Source organism: Bifidobacterium sp. VU/mBH4 (B4) (genome assembly GCF_058199535.1).
In genome coordinates, this window is sequence record NZ_JBVPQJ010000001.1 from 534,866 (window position 1) to 557,062 (window position 22,197).

Sequence of the window (22,197 nt, forward strand, 5' to 3'; positions counted from 1 at the left end):
CTTGACCTGGCTTAGATCTCCTGCTTGGATATGATCAGAGCCGATCCGAAGATGGCCACCAGGACCACGCCTGCGGATACTCCGGCGTAGATCCAGGCCTGATCGGCCTTCAGAGTGTTAAGGATGATCTGTTCGCCGAACCCGACGAAGTCGATGTATTTCAGCCATTGCCATTTCGCAGTCAACTCGACGAGGCCGATCAGCATGGGCCATATCACGATCACCACCGCTGGGATGACCAGGGATTTGGTAAGGATCAAGAGAATAATGCCCAGGCTGATGATGACGGAGATGCAGAAGCTGACCAATAGGGTCATGACGGCCACATCCTTGCATAGGATGCCCCAGCCGGCCCCAGGCTTCCTTCCTAGGGCCAGTCCGGTCAGCAGAATAGCGACGAAGTAGCACAGGGTTAGGAGGATGATGTCGATCAGGATGGTCACATACTTGCCGAGGATGAACTGTATGCGCGAGATGCCCGATGTCAGCGTGTTCTTCAGAGTGTGCTGGCTGTATTCCGCGCCAATGACGATGACGAAGACCGCGATGTAGAAGTAGATTAGAGACGAGGCGGAGGCGACACCTGCTTGCAGGCCTGTCCTAATGGTCCAGCTTTGCCCTTCGATTTCCGACAGTTTATGAGCGTATTCTTCGCCTCCGGTGGTGATTCCCATAGTGCTCTTGCGCCATGTGGTCACTATGCCGAGTGCCATAGTGGCAATGAGCAGAATCAGCATGCCGATGGATCTCCGCTGCCTGTAAAAGTCGGCCCTGATCTGGTTAATCATTGTTGTTTCCTCGACTCTTGAGAATCCTTGTTGAGCAGATCTGTGAAATATTCCTCCAACGATCCTTTCTGCTGGCTGATTTGATTGACCAGGATGCCTTCCTGAACCAGAAGTCTGTTGATGGGGCCCGGCTCCAGGTTCTCCTGCCTGATCAGAATCTGATGGTCGTCAAGGACTTGGAAGGGGCCGATTTCCCGGCGATCCAGGATCATGGCGGCCCTGGAGCTCTGGTCCACGTCTATCAACAGTCCATTTTGATTGATCCGGTCTAGTTCATCCTTGTTTACTTCCTTGATCAGGCGACCGTGGCTGATGAACCCGAACCGGGAGGAGACCAGGTAGAGTTCGCTCAGAATGTGACTGGAGATGAGGATGGTCGTCCGGCGCTCCTTGTTGAGCCTGTCCAGGAGTGTTCTGAATTCCATGATTCCTCCCGGGTCCAGGCCGTTGATGGGTTCGTCCAGAATCAGGAAATCGGGTCGTGTGAGGATGGCCATGGCCAACCCCAGGCGCTGACGCTGGCCCAGAGAGAGGTGACCGGCACGAGTCTTGGCCTTTTCGCTCAGGCCGACGAAGTCGATGGTCTGAGCGATGGCGTTGTCGTCGGTCAGCCCGTGCTGGATGGCTGTCAGTTCCATGTTCTGGCTGACGGTGAGTTTTTTAAAGGCGGCCGGAGCCTCAATGATCGAGCCTATTCTGCTTAGTATCCGGCTGTCCTTGCCAATTGTGTGCCCCATCAGCCTTATGGTTCCCTCCTGGATGGGGGAGAGCCCGGTGATCAGACGCATAAGAGTGGTTTTGCCGGCGCCGTTCTCACCGATCAGCCCGTAGACCTCGCCCTTGTTTATGGAAAGGCTGACATCGTCCAGTGCCTGAAAGCGTCCGAACCGTTTGCTGGCATGGCTAATATCCAGAATGGTATCGTCCATGGGGTTCCTTTCTCTATGTCGCTATCAGAGAATCTAAAGTGCCTTTCTTAATTGCATGGCTAAGAAATCATTAAGAATTGCATAAATCCGCTTGGGCGAGACCGGCCTCGTTAGGTGGCTTCAGTAACATGAGAGTGACCTGCGAAAGGAAGACAGTATGCCGACGATTCTGGTCGTGGAGGATCAGGAGGACATCCAGTCCCTGCTCAAGGATGTGCTGGGCGAGACCTACAGGATTATCCAGGCGACGACGGGCGCCCAGGCCTTGGCCCGCTTTCAGCAGGAGGAACCCGACCTGATCCTTCTGGATCTGATGCTCCCTGTAGTCACCGGGGACAGCGTCCTCAAGGCCATTCGGCATATGTCGTCGGTGCCGGTCATCATCCTCACGGCCATTCAGGATAAGACCAGAACCGTCAGCCTCCTGGAGCAGGGCGCCAATGATTATGTGACCAAGCCTTTCGACATTGACGAGCTCCGCGCTCGTGTCCAGGTCCAGCTGCGCCAATCCGGGGCACTGAAAGCCGATGCGGATGCAGCAGGTGAATCCGACGCCAAGATTTGTTTTCAGGGGATCGAGCTGGACCGGATGGAGCACACGGTCAGCGTTGATGGGCACAGGGTCGAACTGGCACGCAAGGAATTCGCCATCCTTGAGCTTCTGATGGACCATCCACATCGGGTCTTCGAGAAGGAGGACCTCTACAGGCAGGTTTGGAACCAGCCATACATCAATGCCGAGAATACTCTCAATGTGCACCTGAGCACCTTGCGGACCAGTCTGAACAGATACGCCGGCAGTCAGCGCTACATCGTGTCGGTCTGGGGCATCGGCGTTCGCCTGGTCTGAATTCGGATGGAAGAAAGAACGATGAATAAGGGTCGTCGGAGGTGAATTCGTGAAGGTGGCCGCACTTGTTTTGGGTCTTGTCGCCCTCGCCCTGGCGATTGGCCTGATAATGCTGATTGTCGACCTCAAACGGATCAGTGACGATCTGGACTTCATCAACCATGCCGACACTAACGCCTTGGTAACCACTGGGTCCAATATCGGGCTCATCCGCACTCTGGCGGATAGGATCAATGCCGTTCTGAACAAGACCAGGCGGCTGCAGATCACCCAGGCTGAGCAGAACAAGCAAGTCCGGCAGATGCTGACCAACCTAACCCATGACATCAAGACCCCGCTGACCGTGGCCAGGGGATACGCCCAGCTGCTCAAGGAGGGATCGGCTGATCAGGAGCAATTGGGTAAGATCCTCAACAACCTGCAATCGGTGGATCACTATCTGCATTACCTGATGGATTTCAATCTGATACAGGAGAAGAGCGTGAGCCTGGATCTGACTAGGGTGAACCTATCGGAACTGGTTCAGCAGGAGCTCTTCAACGCTTTCGATTCTTTGACTGCGCGGTCGGTTGCGGTGGAGCCCAGAATCCAAACTGGTGTGGAAATTACGACGGACCAGACCATGATGAGTCGAATAATTCAGAACCTGATCGGCAACTGGCTCAAGTATGCTGACGAATCAGCCTGGGTCGAACTGATCAAGGGCAAAGATGGGCGAATACATCTGGATTTCGGCAATAAAACCAAGGGCGGAGCCGTCGATGTAGACAGACTCATGGAACGGTTCCAGACCGATGACCAATCACGGACCAAGATCAGAAGCACAGGTCTGGGTCTCAGCATTGTTGACTCCCTGGTGGATTCTCTGGGCGGTTCCATGAGCCTAGAATCCGCTAACGGTATTTTCCTCGTCCACTTGCTGCTAAGCGATGCCACGCAAACGAGCGAACTGTAAATAATGCGGGTCTGAGCCGCTTAGTGAGATGACAGTGGCCTGTCATGGCCTTATAGCAAGACTATGACAGGCCATCAGCGCATGTAGGCGGAGAATGGTGTCAGCACATGAATCTGACAGTACTTAAATCTGATGGTGCTTAATTCCGACCGACAGATGGGCGGCTTCTCCGTCTACATTCAAGGGAAAATCAAGCCTTGGTGTGGGGAACTACAACAGCCCTTGCCGAGAGCTTGTTGTCGACCAGCTTGTGATAGGCCTCCAGGGCATTGTCCAGCGAGTAGGTTTCGATCTCGGTCTCGATCTGGCCGTGGCGATACATGTTGGCCACATCGTAGAGCTCAGGAATAGAGCCCCAGTACACGCCCAGCAGCTCCTGTTCCCAGGGCTTGGAGTACCAGTCGTATTCCGCTTTGCCGCCGGCGATGCCGACCACGGTCACCCGGGATCCCGGGCCGCCCGAAGCCTGTGCGGCAGCAATGGTCGGGGCCACACCCACGAAATCGAAGGCAGCATCCACGCCCTCGCCATGGGTGATCTTCCTGATGTTCTCCACCTGGTGCTCGTCGCTCATAACGGGAATGGCACCCTTGGCCTCAGCCTTGGCCAGAGCCTCCGGCTTGGTGTCAGTGGCGATCACGGTAGCGCCGGTCAGCGCGTGCAGAATCTGAATGGCGATCTGGCCCAGCCCGCCCAGGCCAATGACCAGAGCATACTTTCCACCACCGTTCAGGTGGGGCATGGCAGCCCGGATGGCATGGTAAGGAGTCAGAGCCGCATCAGCCAGGGGTGCTGCGCCGATTGGATCCGCATCGCCCAGGGGCACCAGGTTGCGGGCAGGGACAGTCATGTATTCGGCCATGCCGCCATCGCGTCCCAGTCCCAGGGCCAGTGACTTATTGGTCGCGGCGCTGGAGCAGTAGTTTTCCTGGCCGGCCACGCAGTGAGGGCAGTGGCCGCATCCGGTGGGCCCGTAGACGATGTAGGCATCGCCCTTCTTGAAGCCCGTGACATCGGGTCCTACCTCTTCCACCCAGCCGGTGGTCTCATGCCCCAGAATGAATGGCGGTTTGGTGTGGCTCCCGGTTTCTGGTGTGTAATCTTGGAAGACGGAGACGTCGGAATGGCAGCAACCTGCTCCGGCCACCTTGAGCAGAACTTCGCCGCTACCAGGGGTCGGCTCCGGCACTTCCTTGAGGGTGGGGAAGGTATTGAATTGTTCGAAAACAACGGCTTTCATAAGCTTCCTTTCATCGTTGAAACATTTCGACCCCCGATGCTCAGGGCGGGGGTGTGTGCATCAGCATTGTTGCAATAAAAATCTTACTGAACGAGAGCTTTGCACTCACCCGAACGAGTGTGATATGTCCAACAATGTGGGATTGGTCGTGTTTGCAGGGCGGATGAAAAGTTCACGTACACATGCGAATACCCCTCCCTAAGGAAGACCAGCAGGGGAGGGGTAGCAGGATGACCGTGGTTTGTCTTGGTTGAGCTCGGAGGGCCTTTACAGCAAATTGATCAGAGCTTGGGTGTCCTCAACAGTCGTCGCCCATGAGGTGGCCAGTCGGATCACGGTGTGGGTGGCATCGCTGCGTTCCCAGAAGTCGAAGGCGACCTGCTTGGATAGCTCTTCCATGCGCTCATTGTCCAAGCGGACGAAGGTCTGATTGGTGGGGGAGTCCATGACAATCTGATACCCCTTCTCATGCAGGGCCTTCTTGATCATCGCTGCTGTCTGGATGGCGTTGCGGCTGATTCGTGAATAGAGGTCATCGGTGAAAAGAGCGTCGAACTGCACACCCAAGAGTCTTCCCTTGGCCAAAAGGGCACCTCTCCTTTTGACCATGGTGCTGAAATGCTCGGGAGCGTTTCCCCTGGGGAAGACCACCGCTTCCCCACAGAGTGCTCCGACCTTGGTCCCTCCGATGTAGAAGACGTCGCAAAGACGGGCTATGTCCGTCAGGTCGACATCGGTTCCGGGGGCCACCAGTCCGTACCCAAGCCTGGCCCCGTCCAGGTAGAGCGGAATCTTGTGTTCCCGACAGGTCTGCGAAAGGTCTTCCAGCTCCTCGCGGGTATAGAGGGTTCCATACTCGGTGGGATGGGAGATGTAGACCATGCCGGGGAAGACCATCTGCTCATGGTTTTCGTCGGCGTAGAAGCCTTCCAGGAAGGCCTTAAGGTCCTCGGCGCGAATCTTGCCCTGTTCGCCGGGAATGGTCAGGACCTTATGGCCTACGGCTTCGATGGCACCGGCCTCGTGGACATTGACATGGCCCGTATCTGCAGCGACTACTCCCTGGTAGGACTCCAACAGACAGGAGGCGACGACCTGGTTGGTCTGGGTCCCTCCGGCCATGAAAAAGACCTGGGCCTGGGGGCAGTTACAGGCTTGGGAGATCTTCTGAGCGGCGGAGGAACAGTACCGATCCTTGCCATAGCCGGGAAGGTGCTCCATGTTGGTGTCGATCAGCCGCTGCAGGACTGCGGGGTGAGCGCCCTCGGAATAGTCGTTGACGAATGACAGCATGTGGGTCCTTCCGGTTCGACGATTATTGGCTCCGGACCAGCCAAGCCGATCCGGAGCCATGACTCTTATTACAGCATATGCTCAGGCTATGAGCTCCTTGACGGATGCAATGATCGCCTGGAGGCTGACCTTGGCGTCGTTGAAGAGCATCTGGGTGTTCGGGTTGAAGTAGAGCTCATTTTCGATGCCGGCGTACCCCTTGCCCCTGCCTCTCTTGAGGACGACAACGTGCTGGGCCTTGTCGACGTCCAGGATGGGCATGCCGGAGACTGCGGTCCCTGGTCGGCGTGCGGCCGGGTTCGTCACGTCATTGGCGCCCACTACCAAGGCGACGTTGGCTGAGGGGAACTGGGGATTGATGTCGTCGAGGTCGATCAATTCCTCATAGGGGACGTTGGCCTCGGCCAAGAGGACGTTCATATGTCCGGGCATACGGCCGGCCACAGGATGGATGGCATAGGAGACCTCCACGCCTCGGCCCTTGAGCAGCTCGCCCAGGTCGGCCAGTTCGCGCTGGGCCTGGGCTTGTGCCAGTCCGAAGCCGGGGACGAAGATGACCTTGTCCGCATAGACCAGCTGGACGGCTACATCGTCGGGCGTGGTCTCCTTCATGGTCCCTTGGGCGCTCGCGTCCTGAGATGCGCTAGTCGAGGAGCCGCCGAACCCTCCGGCCAGCACGCTCAGGAGCGGCCGGTTCATGGCCTGGGCCATCAGGACGGATAGGGTGGCACCTGCTGCGCCGACCAAAGCGCCTGCCACGATCAGAGCGACGTTGTCGATGGCCAGACCGTTCATGGCCACAGCTGTGCCGGTGCAAGCGTTCAGGACGGAGATGACCACGGGCATGTCGGCGCCGCCGATGGGGATGACGAAGACCAGTCCGTAGCCCAGGGCGAATATGGCTGTAAGGAGGGCCCATAGGGTCCGGTGGTCCGGATTCAGGCAGAGCATGACCAGGCTGAGGACCGTCAACAGGGCGAAGAGCACATTCCAGACAGCCTTGGCCGGCAGCTTCAGATTTTTGATCAGGCTGATGCCCTGGAGCTTGCCGGCAGCTATCAGGGAGCCGGTGAAGGTGATGGAACCGATGACCACGCCCAGGCCGGCGGTGATCAGCACCACCAGAGTCGGGGTGCCCTCGGAAGTCAGTATGTCGTTCAGGGCGACCAGGGCTGCAGCGCCGCCGCCTACCGTGTTGAAGACGGAAACCAGCTGAGGCATGTCCGTCATTTTGACCTTCTTGGCTGAGTAGACTCCTGCTGCGGACCCGATCAGGATGCCAAGCACGAGCAACACGATGGCCAGGGAGGAGGTGAAACCGGTGGCGAACAGGTGGATGAAGGCCATAGCCACGGCGATGACCATGCCTGCCGCAGAAATCCTATTGCCTGTACGTGCCGTCTTGGGTGAGTTCATGTAGTGCAGACCCATGACGAACATGACCGAGGAAAGGAGATAGACGAACCAGGTAATGATGTCGAGGGTGTTCACTTGTCGGCCCCCTGATCCTTAGCGGTCTCGGTCGTGGCGGTCGAAGCCTGTTCGTCCTGACCGGCCTTTTCCTTTCCCTTGTCGGGTTTGGAGGATTTGAACATCTCCAGCATCCTGTCGGTCACCACGTAGCCGCCCACCACATTCATGGCGCCAAGGACGGCAGCCAGGAAAATAAGCACGTAGGAAAGCGGGGAATGAGCCTCCGCCGCGATGATAACCACCCCGACGATCACAATGCCATGAATGGAGTTGGCGCCTGACATGAGCGGTGTGTGCAGCGTGGCCGGAACCTTGCCGATCACCTCCACGCCGATCAGCAGGGCCAGAATGAAGAGCGTAATGGCTATGACCACAGAATTCATTGCTCTTGACCTTTCTCTTCGGTCTCTTCGGCATCTGGAGCTTCTGTGCTTCCATGCGTGCCGGATTCGGCTGCTCCTGATACAACCAATGCTTGATCGATTTCGTCGTCCGCTCTGATGCCGAGCGTGCCATCACGAAGGAAATGCACCAGCACGTCCGCCACATTTCTGGACAGCAGGTTGGAGGCTGTCGTGGCTACGCCGCTGGCCAGGAATGGGGCCCCGATCATGATGACCCCCTTGTCGGTGGTCCTGGTTCCCACCAGTGATCCCTCGACATTGCCGCCCAGGTCGCTGGCAGCGCAGTCTACGATCACGGCTCCGGGATGGAGATTAGCCACACCCTTGGCGCTCAAGAGGCGGGGAGGTTTTCCGCCTGGAACCTTGGCCGTGGTGATGACCACATCGAAGCCCGCCGCTTTGGCATCCACCGCAGCCTGCTGCTGAGCCTGCTCCTGATCGGTCAGCTGGCGCGCATAGCCGCCCTGGCCCTGTCCCTTGGAGAAGTCAAGCCCCAGGTCGAGGAACTTGGCTCCCAAGGATTCCACCTCCTGCCTGGAAGCGGGTCTGACATCGTAGGCAGTGACCACGGCTCCCAGGCGTTTTGCGGTCCCGATGGCCTGCAGACCTGCGATCCCCGCGCCCAGGACCAGGACTTTGGCTGGTCGGATGGTTCCTGCTGCAGTGGTCATCATAGGGAAGAAGGATCCATAGGCATCGGCAGCCACCAGTGCTGCCTTGTATCCCATGACCGAGTTCTGCGAGGTCATCTCATCCATGGACTGGGCCGAGCTGAGTTGGCGGGGAAGTCGTTCCATGGCGATTCCGGTAAGCCCGGACGCTTCTAGGGACTTGATGTAGTCCTTGTCGCTCAATGACCCCAGCATGCCGATGATCCATGTTCCGGCTGGAATTCGCTTGAGCAAGGAGCTATCCGGTCTGTTGACGAAACCCAGGACTTGTGACTTGGATAGGATGCTATCCCTGTCGGTGACTGTGGCTCCCGTCTGCTGGTAGTCCTCATCCCGGAAGCCGGCTCGGGCTCCGGCTCCGGACTCCAATAGGCAAGCAATGCCTTGCCTAGTCAGCCGAGTCACGATGTCAGGGGTTAGGGCCACACGGGACTCGTCATCGTCAGTCTCTTTGAGGACCCCGAAGGTTACAGGAGATTGTTCTGGTCCACTCATGTCTTTCCTTTTTCAAGCACAACTGTGTGTGAGCAATTTCACCAATGATTCTAGTCGGTGCATGTTGCTGTTGGGAGGTTATTGCAGCCTGTATGTGCTTGCGCTTTATAAGTATCAGTCGAGAAGGGACCGAGCTCAAGGTATTTTCCGAATGTGGACGAGAAATAGAAGGGACATGAAGCTGTGCCTGCATAGTTGCACCCGCGTAACCTATGCAATGTCTGAAGAGTTGTATTGTCCGAGGAGTGGGCTCACGGTTTTGTTGCCGAATTTTTTGGGAGCCGGTCGGCGTAGCACATGGCATCGTAGCCTCTGTCCATCCGACAGTTTCCAGCTATGACCAGCTACGGTATGTGGGTTGATCATGCAAGGGTGCCGCGCGTCTTCAAGAATGATACGTGGCACCCTGAGACGCAAAATCTCAGTGGGCACGAGACCTTGGCGACAGAACGACTTGGCGAGCTGATTTGTTCGTCTGCTGTGACGGTCTCACATTGACAGTCAGTCTGCCTTTCTGGACTTGTGTGTCGTCTCTGATTTATGTGCGCTGTGGCGCCTTATTCCTTTCCCTCATGCTTATCGTTTGCCGCGGAATCCTTGGGCTTGGACTGCAGGGGATTGTGATGGTAGATAAGGGCGAAGGCAGCCAGGGTCTCGATCATGCTGGCGATGATCCAGGCGATCACGATGGCGTTCTGGTGTTTGCCGACTGTTCCCATTCGGGTGAAGATGAAGACATCCATGATGAAGGTCTGCAGCACCAGAAGGACCGTCGCCACAACCACGGTCCTGGTATGCCTGTCCGTCTCCGTTCCCTCTCCCTCCGGCTTGCCGGGAGACTTGAAGCTGGCATAGGAGAGGAGCCAGATGCCGATTCCGAACAAGACTGCGGCAAGAGGCAGGGAGAAGAAGATCGGCATGGTGCTCAGGCTGAGGCCCAGAGCTGCGACTAGGACTGCTGAGGCCAGGCCTAGATAGAAGGAGTCATGGTTCTTCGCCTTCCGTGGTTTGGGTAAGCTGGCAACACTTGGTTGAGATGGTTTGCCGACAGGCTTACTGGGTTGGCTTGGCTTGTCATCGTGGAAGGAGTCATGCTCTCTGTCTGTGTGAGAGGCTTGCTCGCGGTCGGTAGCTATGGTCTGTTCCTGCTTATTTTCCGTTTCAGGCCTGCTATGATCAGTGTCCTTGTTGGATGAATCCCTGCCTTCCTTCTCGCCTGTTTGTTCAGGTGTAGGCTTCGGCTTGGGTGAATTTTCTACATGGTTATCTTTGCTGGCCTTGGGATTGTCCACCGGCTTTGGCATATGGTTCTTGGTGTTCATTGTTGGTTGTTGGGAACTTTCCCGGGTGTTATTGCTCTGTATGGAATTGCTTTCATGCCTCTTCTGCTGGCTGTCGGGCACCCGCGATTCCTCATGCCTGCCTTGGTACTTATTCGCTCGTTCGTTTCGATTGTTGCTCATCTGACCCTCCAGGCTTGTTCTTCCCCGTAAATTGTGGCAGGTCATCTGGCGGCCTACCCATTTCCGGGAAGCAACCTCTGTTGAGGCCAGTGTATGTGCCATTTTCTCGTAAAAGTGGCATTGACCGGCACCAAGCAGATATCGTTCCGCTATTGACTTTTAAAGGATGTAGCAACGATACTCTAGCGTTGGAAAGAGGGTTTATTTAGCGCTGGAGAGTAAACCGTAAAATTTAGTAAAATATGTAGTTTCATCAGGCATGAAGAATTTCCTATTCTAATCTTATAAGCGTCTGTCCTTAATCTTTCGCTATCCGTTCGCCCTGCAAACTTCGTGGTTTAGCCGTCTTTGTCATGTGAGAATTATGGATGAGATGCCTTCTCTACTCGTCGCTGAAACGTTGAATAAACAAGGTAAACTTCGGATTTCCGATGCTCATTGATAGTGCTCATTGACGGATAAGTATGTGAGGGCGACCAGTTTAGTATATGTAATTGGTTTCTCAGAAGCTGGAATCACGAATTCAGATGTAAAGAATGCCAGCATCTAACTTTCGCAAAGATGAAGCCACCCCCGCTTTGTTTCTGCGGCTTTTAACAGCATGCGATGGGTGGCTTTAATGAAACTCGTGCTTACTACTCTATTCCTGCGAGAGCTAATTTGTAATCATCGAGGGCGTTCTGGTAGCTTCCAATCGATTTTCCGATTTTTTGTGGGTCATAGCCCCACGGTGTGAATATGGTTACGTATCGCTTGATGATGCTTGCCAGGTGCTGATCGAGCCAAGGTAAAGGATCTTGACTCCATACCACGCGTGGGTATTCGTTTTGCTTTTGAGGTTGTTCAACCGTCATCAGTGCGCGTAATCCATATACCAAGGGTGTGATGAACCCATCCGGACTCAGATATTCTACTTGTTCATGACCATATGGAGCTAAATGGCTGTTGTGGCGCCGATTGAGTGATTTTACAGCGTTGATTTTCCCGTAGCTTCCGCCGTTTTTGTTGTAAAGCCTAGGGAATGTCGCATAAATGTGGTCATACAGACGAGGAAGTTGCACAGCGATCTGAAATGCACTGTAGACGCTTGGATTGCTAAGCTCGCGCTGATATCCCTTACCTTGTGATGAAACGCTATCCAGACTCATGAACTGCTCGAATTTGTTCAGACAGACAGCCTTGCTCGAATAAAGTTGCACCGGATTTGGTGCCTCAAAGGGTTTTCCGGACTTGTTTGGTATCGAAGGCAACAATGATAGTGGTATCCATGCCAAAGCTATGACATCTGCGGCTTTGATGTCACCTCCATCATTGGTTTTCCACTCAATGCGCTTCTCAACGTCAGGATCCTGTTCGGACAGTAGTTTTTTGAAGGCATCAAAATAACCATGCTTGTTGGCCTTGGTGCTTACTGTCAACTGAACATTGTTGTTGCGTGCATTACAAATGTCCAAGAGGTTTGAATTGAATTCATCGAGGCAATTGCTATCGTTCTGGTCTCTAGGAAGCAATAGCTCTATCGGGACTAAAACGTCCAATCGCGTTACGGATTCCGTATCGTCTTCATCTTTGCGGGTGTCTTGGAGGTACTGGTCAATCAGATCATGGAACTTGTACCAAGCAGACTTGAAGTCGCTCCAAGTTTTTATGGATCGAGGGAAGGGGTGATTTGCTGCATCCATTGCTAGGCGCAGTACATACAAACCTATAGCCAGAGCATTGTGACCGCCGTCCAAAATACCCTCAGTCTGTCGGTCCTTGAAGTGCAGACGATAACGATGGCGTTCAAGCTGCTCATATTCGGAGGATGCCACGAGTAAACCTTTGGTTTTGAAAGGAAAGATGTCTGGAGTATTCTCGATTGAATCTTGAATGTCGTTGGTCACTGTGCCGACCTTTGATGAACGGGGATTCGCATCAAGATCTAGCACGTCGATAAGATTTATTAAACTTCGAATCTTTGCGTACCCGACGACACGGGTAATACATCCACTGTATTGCTCGTCGTATTGGATGAATTTAATTATCGCAACATCGTTCTTCAGATTATCCATAACTAATTCCTTACTTATAGCAATATGAAACATCAATATAAGGAAGGAGTAGGTTAAGCGTCATTGCGCAAGAAAAACACAAACTACCTAAACCTATCCAGGCTTATAACCAGATCTTATCCAAGATCTTTAATAAAGAGTATAGAGTTGCTCCGATGATTTGTCAAATTCAAGTTGGAGAGACGATGTGGTTATTGTTAATGGCATTTATGTGATAGAGAATCGTGCACTGTTTATGCGCAATGGAGCTTTTGTCAGGTATAGGGACCTTTATGGTTCAAGGAATTCGATTTAATCATTTGTAGGAAAACATGGAAGCCTACTAACAAAACGGGTGGCTAACGCGGCTCGAACGCGCGACCTCCTGAACCACAATCAGGTGCTCTACCGACTGAGCTATAGCCACCATGGTGAATCGACCCGCATGGCAGATCAATGCAACAGATGAAACTATACACGATGGCATGACATGGCACGCCGGTGAAGCCTGACCCATGTGGCAAAGGTTGTGCTTCGTCTTTGGGTTTTCAGTTTACGACCATGGCCTCTATATAAAGTCTCCGGCACAACTGGGCTCTGGTTGTCGACTTGAAGTCTGGATCATTCAACGCTTGTCGCGCGCTCTTTGACGTGCAGAAGGACTTATGAGTATAGCCTTCTCCTTCATGCAGAACATGTTGCCGCGTGCCCAAACCCAGTCGGGTTGCCGTCACCGATACATATCTGAGGACTGCAACTGGCTGGTCATCTGAGTTCACCAGAACCGTGCGTCGGTCGGAGTAGGGCAGTGTTCATGATCGTGGATGCACTCTGCATCAGGCAGGCCATAGCAGTTGTGCGCCCATTCAGAATCGCGGTTACCGGCCGATTGCGTTCTGGACCGGGGAAGGGGAATTCATCTTTGGGAAGGTTCCCAACATTTCCGGCTTTGACTGTCGGTATTTGTCTACTTGCCAAAGTCGATGCGAGTGTCTTGCCTATTGGGCTCTTCGTCGTCCAGCACTTTTCTTATTGGGTGGTAGGCCTTGATTAGATCAGCCAGATTCATGGCGGCATTGGCAGGGCTGGTGGATGGCAGATTGATCATGGTCGGTCGATACCTCTTTTTCTCCAGGTTCGGCAGGCAGTAGCGACGGTACAGCTGACCGGCCTTGCGTCCTGTGGTGAATATGGTGCCGATGGGCGCATGGTCCAGCAGGCCGGCGATGTCGGTAGGCACGACATTGGTGATTGAAGCATCGGAGGCACCGTGGATGTCGCATTCTTGGATGACATCCCAGAGGGCGATGTGGTGATTGATGACAAATCTGGCGCGGACAGCTGGATCAGGCTCTGGAACAGGCTGGTCGAAGAGTGCGGCCAGCACGGGCCAGAAGCGGTTGCGCGGAAACATGTAGTAGAAGCCAGCCTCGCGCGAACTCGGGCTGGGTATGGATCCAAGGATCAGTACACGGGACCGGTCATCCCAAACAGGCCCGAACCCGTGGGTGACGTGGGTGACGTGTGAGGACGAACCTGCAGTCATGCGCCGAGCAGGCTTGTCAGAGCCGCAGTCATCACGTCAGCCTGAGCGATCACCAGGATGAAGACCAGCAGGCTGGTGGCGCATTCGACCAGTCCCACGTACAGAATGGGGATGCGGCGCCGACGGGAGATTGCGGGCAGCAGGGCCGCGCGAACCAGCAGAACCAGGGCGGTCAACAGAGGCCACCATCCTGCGTTGCGCACCATGGCGATCCCGATCAGGCAGAGGGCCAGGTTCCAGGCCAGGGAAAGCAGGTAGCACCAGGTCTTGCCACGCTCGCGGATCATGGTCTTGACGAAGATGACCGAACCGAACTGGGTCACAGCGAAGACAGCTGCACTGACCACTCCGATCGATGGCAGGGCGGCGCTTGGCAGGAATCCGCTGGTGAAGCAGTCCACAGCGGGATTCGGTCGGCACCCGAAGTAACCGGTGTTCGCGCCTTCCAGTCCTGGTCCGGGCTTCTGGAATCGCGACCCCAGGGAGACGGCGATCAGACAGAGCGTGCAGGCCGCAATCACGGCCACGGCATCGTTCCACCAGGAGCGTTCCGTGCGCATCCAGGCGGCAGCGAAGTTCAGCACGCCCAGCACCAGGTAGAGCGGGGCCCATCGCAGGAGCCCGGGGGTGCCGATCAATAGGATCAGCCCGGTCACGGCCGTGAGCAGAGCGTATCCCAAAGCTGGTGGCGCAAATCTGGCAGCTCGGTGCGATACCATCCACCGTGAGCCGGTGAACTCAAAGCAGTAGCAGAAAGCCCAGGCGACCATGAGCAGCAGGCTCCTCCAGGTCGGGCCTCCGACCAGCAGCCCAGCCAAGCCCGGCATCAAGGCCATGGCCCAGCCGCCTATCTGGTCGGGTATCCATAGGCGCCGCCACTGTCGTCCCTTGGATCCTGGTCCGGTCGGTTTTGCCGAATTGCGGGCTTGAGGGCTTGGTCTGCTGCCGTTTGATCCGGCCGCCTTGCCCTTGTCTGCGTCTGTAAGCATACTCATCAGCCTACGCCCCGGTATGGCAGTCGCTGCCTCTTCCGTAATGCCGATTCCGTCAATATCATGGTTCAAGGAGACATGAATCACTCGGGTCCCTGGTTTCAGGAGGCAGATGATGGGTCAGGTGGATATCAAGCGCGTATACGAGCAGGCCGCTGACGAGGATGGGATCCGCGTCCTGGTCGACAGGCTCTGGCCGCGCGGCGTCAGCAAGGAGCGGGCCGCCCTGTCCGGCTGGATCAAGGATGTCGCACCCAGTTCGGATCTGCGGCGTTGGTGGCATCATGATCCGGACCGTTTCGAGGAATTCGCCCGCCGCTACCGCACTGAGTTAGATGATAACCCCGCCTTGGAGGATCTGCTGAGCATTGTGCGCGAACACGATCGGACGACGCTGGTCTATGCAGCCAAGGATCCAGCTGTCAACCATGCCCTGATCCTGCGCGACTACATAGGCAAGGCTCTCGAGAAGCAAGACAAGTAGACGACTGGCCGCCCATAAATTCCAGGGCGCAACCGGGCAATGACATTTACGTCACTGTACGTGGGCATTTATGTTTCCGGCATCTCTATTCACTGATAGTAGGTATGCTCTGTATTTTCCGATACCTATATATCGGGAAGCTGTTATGGGTAGGCACTCGTTTATTGATTGTTTATTGGGATTTATGAAGGAATATAGGCGCACGCAAAAGTCAGTGAAAGGTCTGTTGCAGAGGCTTTCCCACTAACGGTTCCGGTGCGGCGTCACAGCGAGCAAAGCCTAGAGCGTATAGCCTCGCGCTAGGCGCAACGATGTCTGCCTCGGTGATATACTTTTCATCGTGTGTGCCGACAGCATGCCTTATGTCACAGGTGAGCTTGTCGGGATATCCCCGAATCCGAAGAATGCAGGCAGCAATGCCCGGCAGGAGGATCAGGGGCCATCGGGCCGGTGGACAGTGGCTGATCTCTCCTCCTGGGAGCGACTGCGGCTGCGGTGCGGCGGTCTCGCAGTGCAAACGAAGACAAGTTCATCGAAGGAATCGGAGAGAGTCAGTTGCCAACAATTGAACAGCTCGTCCGCAAAGGGCGCAAGGCCAAGCCTCGCAAGTCGAAGACTCTGGCACTCAAGGGCAGCCCGCTGCGTCGCGGCGTGTGCACCCGTGTCTACACCACCACCCCCAAGAAGCCGAATTCGGCTCTGCGGAAGGTCGCCCGTGTCCGTCTGAGCTCCGGCATCGAGGTATCCGCCTACATCCCCGGCGAGGGCCACAACCTGCAGGAGCACTCCATCGTGCTGGTGCGCGGCGGACGTGTCAAGGATCTGCCCGGCGTGCGCTACCACATCGTGCGCGGTGCGCTGGATACCCAGGGAGTCAAGGATCGCAAGCAGGGCCGTTCCCTGTACGGAGCAAAGAAGGCCAAGTAACACATGTCACGCAAAGGACCAGCTAAAAAGCACCAGCTCCTGCCCGATCCCATCTACGGTTCCACCGTGGTGGCCCAGCTGATCAACAAGATCCTGCTGGACGGCAAGAAGTCCATCGCTGAGAACATCGTCTACACTGCTCTGGAGCAGGTCAAGGAGAAGACCGACCAGGAGCCTGTGGCCGTGCTCAAGCGCGCCCTGGACAACATTCGTCCCAGCCTGGAGGTCCGCAGCCGTCGTGTCGGCGGCGCCACCTACCAGGTCCCCGTCGAGGTCAAGCCGAACCGCGCCAATACGCTCTCGTTGCGGTGGCTGACCGATTACAGCCGCGCCCGTCGTGAGAAGACCATGTCGGAGCGGCTGGCCAACGAGATCCTTGATGCCTCCAACGGCCTGGGTGCCGCGGTCAAGCGCCGTGAGGACACCCACAAGATGGCCGAGGCCAACAAGGCGTTCGCCCACTATCGCTGGTAATCCCAAGAGAGCGAGAACAAGGAATTATGGCACAAGACGTGCTCACGGACCTGACCAAGGTCCGCAACATCGGCATCATGGCCCACATCGATGCCGGCAAGACAACGACGACCGAGCGCATCCTCTACTACACCGGCGTCAACTACAAGATTGGCGAGACCCACGATGGCGCCTCCACCATGGACTGGATGGACCAGGAGAAGGAACGTGGCATCACGATCACCTCCGCCGCCATCACGGCCTTCTGGAACCGCCAGTCCCACGATCCTGAGGACCGCTACCAGATCAACATCATCGACACCCCCGGCCACGTGGACTTCACCGCCGAGGTGGAGCGCTCCCTGCGCGTGCTCGATGGCGCAGTAGCGGTGTTCGACGGCAAGGAGGGCGTGGAGCCCCAGTCCGAGACCGTCTGGCGTCAGGCCGACAAGTATGGCGTGCCCCGCATCTGCTTCATCAACAAGATGGACAAGCTGGGCGCCGACTTCTACTACTCGGTGGACACCATCAAGGACAAGCTGGGCGTCAAGCCGCTGGTCATGCAGCTGCCTATCGGCGCTGAGAGCGACTTCCACGGCGTGGTCGACCTGGTGCGCATGGTGGCCTACTACTGGAAGGACGAGGCCGACCTGGGCGCCAAGTACGAAACCATCGATATTCCCGACGATCTCAAGGACAAGGCCGAGCAGTACCACACCGAGCTGCTCGAGGCCGTGGCGGAGTCGGACGAGGATCTGCTCGAGAAGTACCTGGGCGGCGAGGAGATCTCCCAGCAGGAGATCCGCACCGCTGTGCGCAAGATGACCATCGAGCAGTCGGCCTTCCCGGTCTTCTGTGGATCCGCCTTCAAGGACAAGGGCGTGCAGCCCATGCTGGACGCGGTCGTGGACTACCTGCCCAGCCCCGAGGACGTGCCGGCCATCAAGGGCTACAAGATCGGCGACGAGTCCGTCGAGATCGACCGCAAGCCCACCGTGGACGAGCCCTTCTCGGCTCTGGCCTTCAAGGTGGCCACCCACCCCTTCTACGGCAAGCTGATCTACGTGCGTGTCTACTCCGGCAAGGTGGCCCAGGGCGAAACCGTTCTGGACTCCACCAAGGACAAGAAGGAGCGCGTCGGCAAGCTCTTCCAGATGCACTCCAACAAGGAGAATCCGGTCGACGAGGCCATCGCCGGCAACATCTACGCCTTCGTCGGGCTCAAGAACGTCACCACCGGTGACACCCTGTGCGACGAGAAGGCGCCGCTGGTGCTGGAATCCATGACCTTCCCCGATCCTGTGATCGAGGTGGCCGTGGAGCCCAAGACCAAGGCCGACCAGGAGAAGATGGGCATCGCCCTGCAGAAGCTCTCCGAGGAGGATCCCACCTTCCAGGTCAAGACCGACGAGGAGTCCGGCCAGACCCTGATCTCCGGCATGGGCGAGCTCCAGCTGGACATCCTGGTGGACCGCATGCGCCGCGAGTTCCACGTGGAATGCAACGTGGGCAAGCCTCAGGTGGCTTACCGCGAGACCATCCGCAAGCCCGTCATGAACCAGGAGTACACCCACAAGAAGCAGACCGGCGGTTCCGGCCAGTTCGCCAAGGTGCTCATGAACTTCGAGCCCCTGGACACTTCCGAGGGCGAGCCCTATATCTTCGAGAACAAGGTCACCGGCGGCCACATCACCAAGGAGTTCATCCCCTCGGTCGATGCTGGCGTGCAGGAGGCTATGGAGTCCGGCGTGCTGGCAGGCTTCCCGGTTGTGGGCGTCAAGGCGACCCTGACCGATGGCCAGATCCACGAGGTCGACTCTTCGGAGATGGCCTTCAAGATCGCCGGCTCCATGTGCTTCAAGGAGGCCGCTCCCAAGGCCAAGCCCGTGATCCTCGAACCTATCATGGCTGTCGAGGTCCGTACTCCCGAGGAGTACATGGGCGACGTCATGGGCGACATCAACTCCCGCCGTGGCTCCATCCAGTCCATGACCGACGCCACCGGCGTCAAGGTCATTGACGCCAAGGTGCCCCTGTCGGAGATGTTCGGCTACATCGGCGACCTTAGGTCCAAGACCCAGGGGCGCGCCATGTTCACCATGCAGATGGACTCCTACGCTGAAGTCCCCAAGGCCGTCAGCGACGAGATCATCAAGGCCCAGCGGGGCGAGTAATGCCGGTCCGGCCTGCCGCCACGGCGGGCCGCCGCAACAAGGCTCTTCTGTCACAAGTCGGCGTTACACTCTTGTAGCGCTGACTGGGCGGAGGGCAAAAGTGGCAAAGAACCCGATAACCCAGTAATATGTAGCGAGTGCTCTGTGCGTGGTTCGTGCAGGCAACCTACGAGACGTCCAGGAGGACAAAACACAATGGCAAAGGAAAAGTACGAGCGGAACAAGCCGCACGTTAACATTGGCACCATCGGCCACGTCGATCACGGCAAGACCACCCTGACCGCGGCCATCTCCAAGGTGCTGCATGAGGAGTACCCGGACGTCAACCCCGAGTACGATTTCGCTCAGATCGACGCTGCTCCTGAGGAGAAGGAGCGCGGCATCACCATCAACATCGCGCACATCGAGTACCAGACCGCCAAGCGCCATTACGCCCACGTGGACTGCCCCGGACACGCCGACTTCGTCAAGAACATGATCACCGGCGCTGCTCAGATGGATGGCGCCATCCTGGTGGTCGCCGCCACTGACGGCCCCATGGCTCAGACTCGCGAGCACGTGCTGCTGGCCCGCCAGGTCGGCGTGCCGAAGATCCTGGTCGCCCTGAACAAGTGCGATATGGTCGACGACGAAGAGCTGATCGAGCTGGTCGAGGAGGAAGTCCGCGATCTGCTGGATGAGAACGGCTTCGACCGCGACTGCCCCGTCATCCGCACCTCCGCCTACGGCGCCCTGCATGACGATGCCCCTGACCACGACAAGTGGGTTCAGACTATCAAGGACCTCATGGATGCCGTCGACGACTACATCCCCACTCCGGTCCACGACCTGGACAAGCCCTTCCTGATGCCCATCGAGGATGTCTTCACCATCTCCGGCCGTGGCACCGTGGTGACCGGCCGTGTCGAGCGCGGCAAGCTGCCCGTGAACACCAACGTGGAGATCGTCGGCCTGCGTGACACCCAGTCCACCACCGTCACCTCCATCGAGACCTTCCACAAGCAGATGGACGAGGCTGAGGCCGGCGACAACACTGGTCTGCTGCTGCGCGGCATCGGCCGTGAGGACGTCGAGCGCGGTCAGGTTGTGGCTGCTCCCGGCACCGTGACCCCTCACCACAAGTTCGAGGGCGAGGTCTACGTGCTGACCAAGGACGAGGGTGGACGCCACTCGCCGTTCTTCTCCAACTACCGTCCGCAGTTCTACTTCCGGACCACCGACGTCACCGGCGTCATCACCCTGCCCGAGGGCGTGGAGATGGTTCAGCCCGGCGATCACGCCACCTTCTCCGTCGAGCTGATTCAGCCCGTCGCCATGGAGGAGGGCCTGACCTTCGCTGTCCGTGAAGGCGGCCACACGGTCGGCTCAGGTCGAGTCACCAAGATCATCGAGTAGGATTGCCTGTCGCTTATCGACACGATCCAATGACGGGGCCCGGAATCCTTCCTGTGATTCCGGGCCCTGCCCATATCCGGCAGACTTCGCCGCCGGACCAGCCGCGGTGTTCATGCGCCGTGGCATAATAGGCGAGGATTTATCGCGAGCGGGCCGGATCCTGTGTGGCCCGGTGCTTTCGGCAGATGGCCAGGAGCCCTCCGAAGGAACGTTCATCAGAATGAGGTGGTATCAAGGTGGCACAGACTTCCAACGACATCAAGAACGGATCGGTCATCAACCTGGATGGCAAGCTTTGGACCGTCATCAAGTTCCAGCACGTCAAGCCGGGCAAGGGACCGGCCTTTGTACGCACGACCATCAAGGACGTCCTCACAGGTAAGATTGTGGACCGCACCTTCAATGCGGGCATGAAGATGGATTTCGAGACCGTGGACAACCGGACCATGCAGTACTCCTACCGCGACGGGGACTCCTTCGTCTTCATGGACATGAACACCTATGAGCAGGTCAACATCCCCGAGGCCCTGGTCGGCGATCAGGAGCGCTTCCTGCTTGAGGGCACCGACTGCATCATCAGCTTCCATGACGGCAACCCCCTGTCCGTGGAGCTGCCTGCGTCCGTGGTGCTGACCGTGACGGCAACCGAGCCCGGCGTGCAGGGCAACCGTTCCAACGCCGGCACCAAGCCTGCAACTGTGGAGACCGGTGCCGAGATTCAGGTGCCCCTCTTCGTAGGCGAGGGCGAGAAGGTCAAGGTGGACACCCGCGACGGCTCCTACCTGGGCCGCGAGAACTGAGTCAGGCAGAAACCACACATCCATGGCACGTTCCACAGCCCGCAAGCGGGCCTTGAATACCCTGTATGAGGCCGATGAGAAGAGCCAGGATTTCCTTTCCCTGTTGGAAGAGCGTAAGGTTCGGCCTGGGGCTCAGACACCTCTGCCTGCTTATGCGGTGACCATCGTCGAGGGTGTGGCAGAGCATCGTCGAGATATCGATGAGGCTTTGCAAACCCATTCCACCCGATGGCCGCTGAGCCGGATGCATGCCATTGACCGCAACATTCTGCGTATCGCCGCCTGGGAGATGCTCTACAACCCTGAGGTTCCTGACAAGGTGGCCATCGATGAGGCCCTGTCCTTGGCCAAGACACTTTCGGATGCCGATGCTCCCTCCTTCATTCACGGCGTTCTCAGCGCCCTGGAGCAGGAGAAGGATGAGCATCAGGCTCGTCGTGAGCAAGCCGATCGAATTGCTGCCCTGGCTGATGCCGAGGCCGATGCAGATGTTTCGGATGATGAATCCGATAAAGCAAAAGCAGAGGTCGTAACCTCCGAGCCCGTTTCCTCCGAGGACGCCCATGCTGACAGCGAGTCGGAATCGGCAGCGAGTGGATCCGAAGGAGGGGAATCCGGTCAGGTTCCTGACCATACTGTTGATCAGTCGGCCCCCAGCTTGGACCAGCTGAAACTGACCTTGCCGGAGGAACTGACCTCCGATGTGGATCGTCCTTCAGGCAACTGAGCAATGATTCGGATAAAGGCCGACCGATGCCCGCTAACTATCAGGGCATCAGGTCGGCCTTTTGCCCTATTCGGACTGGTTGACCTGCAGTCTATCCAGGAAGAT

At 57.0% G+C, this 22,197-nt stretch carries 20 protein-coding genes and 1 tRNA gene; 9 read left to right on the forward strand and 12 right to left on the reverse strand.

What is annotated here, in order from left to right:
• Positions 1–11: 11 nt before the first annotated feature.
• Together AC0AII_RS02315 and AC0AII_RS02320 are read right to left on the reverse strand one after the other, a co-directional pair.
• Entirely contained in the window at positions 12–788 is a 777-nt protein-coding gene (locus tag AC0AII_RS02315) for an ABC transporter permease (protein ID WP_490445943.1), read from the reverse strand.
• Positions 785–1,717, reverse strand: a complete 933-nt coding sequence (locus AC0AII_RS02320; protein ID WP_490445944.1) for an ABC transporter ATP-binding protein — start codon at positions 1,715–1,717, stop codon at positions 785–787. Before AC0AII_RS02320 ends, AC0AII_RS02315 begins: the two co-directional genes overlap by 4 nt.
• A gap of 157 nt (positions 1,718–1,874) precedes the next feature.
• Here AC0AII_RS02320 and AC0AII_RS02325 point away from each other — a divergent pair, with 157 nt between their 5' ends.
• Both AC0AII_RS02325 and AC0AII_RS02330 read left to right on the forward strand, forming a co-directional pair.
• Positions 1,875–2,567: a response regulator transcription factor gene (locus AC0AII_RS02325; protein ID WP_015022157.1), complete on the forward strand. Its 693-nt coding sequence runs from the start codon at positions 1,875–1,877 to the stop codon at positions 2,565–2,567.
• A 49-nt stretch (positions 2,568–2,616) separates the two neighbouring features.
• Entirely contained in the window at positions 2,617–3,522 is a 906-nt protein-coding gene (locus AC0AII_RS02330) for a sensor histidine kinase (protein WP_490445945.1), read from the forward strand.
• Positions 3,523–3,712: 190 nt separating this feature from the next.
• Here the strand turns inward: AC0AII_RS02330 and AC0AII_RS02335 are convergent, their stop codons facing one another.
• The 10 genes from AC0AII_RS02335 to AC0AII_RS02380 form a co-directional block, all read right to left on the reverse strand.
• Positions 3,713–4,762, reverse strand: coding sequence for an NAD(P)-dependent alcohol dehydrogenase (locus tag AC0AII_RS02335; protein WP_490445946.1), 1,050 nt, complete (start codon positions 4,760–4,762; stop codon positions 3,713–3,715).
• A 267-nt stretch (positions 4,763–5,029) separates the two neighbouring features.
• Complete coding sequence (locus AC0AII_RS02340) at positions 5,030–6,055, reverse strand: threonine aldolase family protein (protein ID WP_490446092.1); 1,026 nt, start codon at positions 6,053–6,055, stop codon at positions 5,030–5,032.
• A gap of 81 nt (positions 6,056–6,136) precedes the next feature.
• Positions 6,137–7,546: an NAD(P)(+) transhydrogenase (Re/Si-specific) subunit beta gene (locus tag AC0AII_RS02345; RefSeq protein ID WP_490445947.1), complete on the reverse strand. Its 1,410-nt coding sequence runs from the start codon at positions 7,544–7,546 to the stop codon at positions 6,137–6,139.
• Complete coding sequence (locus tag AC0AII_RS02350; RefSeq protein WP_490445948.1) at positions 7,543–7,911, reverse strand: NAD(P) transhydrogenase subunit alpha part 2; 369 nt, start codon at positions 7,909–7,911, stop codon at positions 7,543–7,545. Before AC0AII_RS02350 ends, AC0AII_RS02345 begins: the two co-directional genes overlap by 4 nt.
• Positions 7,908–9,098 carry an NAD(P) transhydrogenase subunit alpha gene (locus AC0AII_RS02355; protein ID WP_490445949.1) on the reverse strand — a complete coding sequence of 397 codons (1,191 nt, stop codon included), beginning with the start codon at positions 9,096–9,098 and terminating at the stop codon, positions 7,908–7,910. Before AC0AII_RS02355 ends, AC0AII_RS02350 begins: the two co-directional genes overlap by 4 nt.
• A 557-nt stretch (positions 9,099–9,655) precedes the next feature.
• Complete coding sequence (locus AC0AII_RS02360) at positions 9,656–10,561, reverse strand: hypothetical protein (protein ID WP_490445950.1); 906 nt, start codon at positions 10,559–10,561, stop codon at positions 9,656–9,658.
• 635 nt (positions 10,562–11,196) lie between these two features.
• Complete coding sequence (locus AC0AII_RS02365) at positions 11,197–12,615, reverse strand: hypothetical protein (RefSeq protein WP_490445951.1); 1,419 nt, start codon at positions 12,613–12,615, stop codon at positions 11,197–11,199.
• Between the two features lie 333 nt (positions 12,616–12,948).
• Positions 12,949–13,021: transfer RNA gene (locus tag AC0AII_RS02370), tRNA-His, on the reverse strand.
• A gap of 540 nt (positions 13,022–13,561) precedes the next feature.
• Entirely contained in the window at positions 13,562–14,140 is a 579-nt protein-coding gene (locus tag AC0AII_RS02375) for a DNA-deoxyinosine glycosylase (protein ID WP_490445952.1), read from the reverse strand.
• A complete protein-coding gene (locus AC0AII_RS02380; RefSeq protein ID WP_490445953.1) occupies positions 14,137–15,135 on the reverse strand; it encodes a YwiC-like family protein in 999 nt (332 codons plus the stop codon). The genes AC0AII_RS02375 and AC0AII_RS02380 overlap by 4 nt, the downstream gene beginning before the upstream one ends.
• A 112-nt stretch (positions 15,136–15,247) precedes the next feature.
• Here AC0AII_RS02380 and AC0AII_RS02385 point away from each other — a divergent pair, with 112 nt between their 5' ends.
• From AC0AII_RS02385 to nusB, 7 genes are all read left to right on the forward strand, one after another.
• On the forward strand, positions 15,248–15,616 hold the full coding sequence (locus AC0AII_RS02385; protein ID WP_490445954.1) for a DUF488 domain-containing protein: 369 nt from the start codon (positions 15,248–15,250) through the stop codon (positions 15,614–15,616).
• A 555-nt stretch (positions 15,617–16,171) separates the two neighbouring features.
• The gene (rpsL, locus tag AC0AII_RS02390) at positions 16,172–16,543 is read left to right on the forward strand and encodes a 30S ribosomal protein S12 (RefSeq protein ID WP_015022141.1); all 372 of its coding nucleotides are present in this window, start codon (positions 16,172–16,174) and stop codon (positions 16,541–16,543) included.
• Between the two features lie 3 nt (positions 16,544–16,546).
• Positions 16,547–17,017: a 30S ribosomal protein S7 gene (gene rpsG / locus AC0AII_RS02395; RefSeq protein WP_015022140.1), complete on the forward strand. Its 471-nt coding sequence runs from the start codon at positions 16,547–16,549 to the stop codon at positions 17,015–17,017.
• A gap of 26 nt (positions 17,018–17,043) precedes the next feature.
• Positions 17,044–19,170 carry an elongation factor G gene (gene fusA / locus AC0AII_RS02400; RefSeq protein WP_101432624.1) on the forward strand — a complete coding sequence of 709 codons (2,127 nt, stop codon included), beginning with the start codon at positions 17,044–17,046 and terminating at the stop codon, positions 19,168–19,170.
• A 195-nt stretch (positions 19,171–19,365) separates the two neighbouring features.
• Entirely contained in the window at positions 19,366–20,565 is a 1,200-nt protein-coding gene (gene tuf, locus AC0AII_RS02405) for an elongation factor Tu (RefSeq protein ID WP_024626601.1), read from the forward strand.
• A 236-nt stretch (positions 20,566–20,801) separates the two neighbouring features.
• Positions 20,802–21,365 carry an elongation factor P gene (gene efp / locus AC0AII_RS02410; protein ID WP_045935559.1) on the forward strand — a complete coding sequence of 188 codons (564 nt, stop codon included), beginning with the start codon at positions 20,802–20,804 and terminating at the stop codon, positions 21,363–21,365.
• Positions 21,366–21,387: 22 nt separating this feature from the next.
• Positions 21,388–22,092, forward strand: coding sequence for a transcription antitermination factor NusB (nusB, locus tag AC0AII_RS02415; RefSeq protein WP_045935558.1), 705 nt, complete (start codon positions 21,388–21,390; stop codon positions 22,090–22,092).
• Positions 22,093–22,197 lie beyond the last annotated feature (105 nt).

What these genes read in the sequence shown, in the direction of transcription:
- tuf (WP_024626601.1), top strand. Translation starts at nt 19,366, where the DNA reads ATGGCAAAGGAAAAGTACGAGCGGAACAAGCCGCACGTTAACATTGGC.
- AC0AII_RS02385 (WP_490445954.1), top strand. Translation starts at nt 15,248, where the DNA reads ATGGGTCAGGTGGATATCAAGCGCGTATACGAGCAGGCCGCTGACGAG.
- AC0AII_RS02355 (WP_490445949.1), bottom strand. Translation starts at nt 9,098, where the DNA reads ATGAGTGGACCAGAACAATCTCCTGTAACCTTCGGGGTCCTCAAAGAG.
- AC0AII_RS02350 (WP_490445948.1), bottom strand. Translation starts at nt 7,911, where the DNA reads ATGAATTCTGTGGTCATAGCCATTACGCTCTTCATTCTGGCCCTGCTG.
- AC0AII_RS02340 (WP_490446092.1), bottom strand. Translation starts at nt 6,055, where the DNA reads ATGCTGTCATTCGTCAACGACTATTCCGAGGGCGCTCACCCCGCAGTC.
- rpsG (WP_015022140.1), top strand. Translation starts at nt 16,547, where the DNA reads ATGTCACGCAAAGGACCAGCTAAAAAGCACCAGCTCCTGCCCGATCCC.
- AC0AII_RS02335 (WP_490445946.1), bottom strand. Translation starts at nt 4,762, where the DNA reads ATGAAAGCCGTTGTTTTCGAACAATTCAATACCTTCCCCACCCTCAAG.
- AC0AII_RS02380 (WP_490445953.1), bottom strand. Translation starts at nt 15,135, where the DNA reads ATGAGTATGCTTACAGACGCAGACAAGGGCAAGGCGGCCGGATCAAAC.
- nusB (WP_045935558.1), top strand. Translation starts at nt 21,388, where the DNA reads ATGGCACGTTCCACAGCCCGCAAGCGGGCCTTGAATACCCTGTATGAG.
- fusA (WP_101432624.1), top strand. Translation starts at nt 17,044, where the DNA reads ATGGCACAAGACGTGCTCACGGACCTGACCAAGGTCCGCAACATCGGC.
- AC0AII_RS02325 (WP_015022157.1), top strand. Translation starts at nt 1,875, where the DNA reads ATGCCGACGATTCTGGTCGTGGAGGATCAGGAGGACATCCAGTCCCTG.
- AC0AII_RS02360 (WP_490445950.1), bottom strand. Translation starts at nt 10,561, where the DNA reads ATGAGCAACAATCGAAACGAACGAGCGAATAAGTACCAAGGCAGGCAT.
- AC0AII_RS02375 (WP_490445952.1), bottom strand. Translation starts at nt 14,140, where the DNA reads ATGACTGCAGGTTCGTCCTCACACGTCACCCACGTCACCCACGGGTTC.
- AC0AII_RS02365 (WP_490445951.1), bottom strand. Translation starts at nt 12,615, where the DNA reads ATGGATAATCTGAAGAACGATGTTGCGATAATTAAATTCATCCAATAC.
- AC0AII_RS02315 (WP_490445943.1), bottom strand. Translation starts at nt 788, where the DNA reads ATGATTAACCAGATCAGGGCCGACTTTTACAGGCAGCGGAGATCCATC.
- AC0AII_RS02320 (WP_490445944.1), bottom strand. Translation starts at nt 1,717, where the DNA reads ATGGACGATACCATTCTGGATATTAGCCATGCCAGCAAACGGTTCGGA.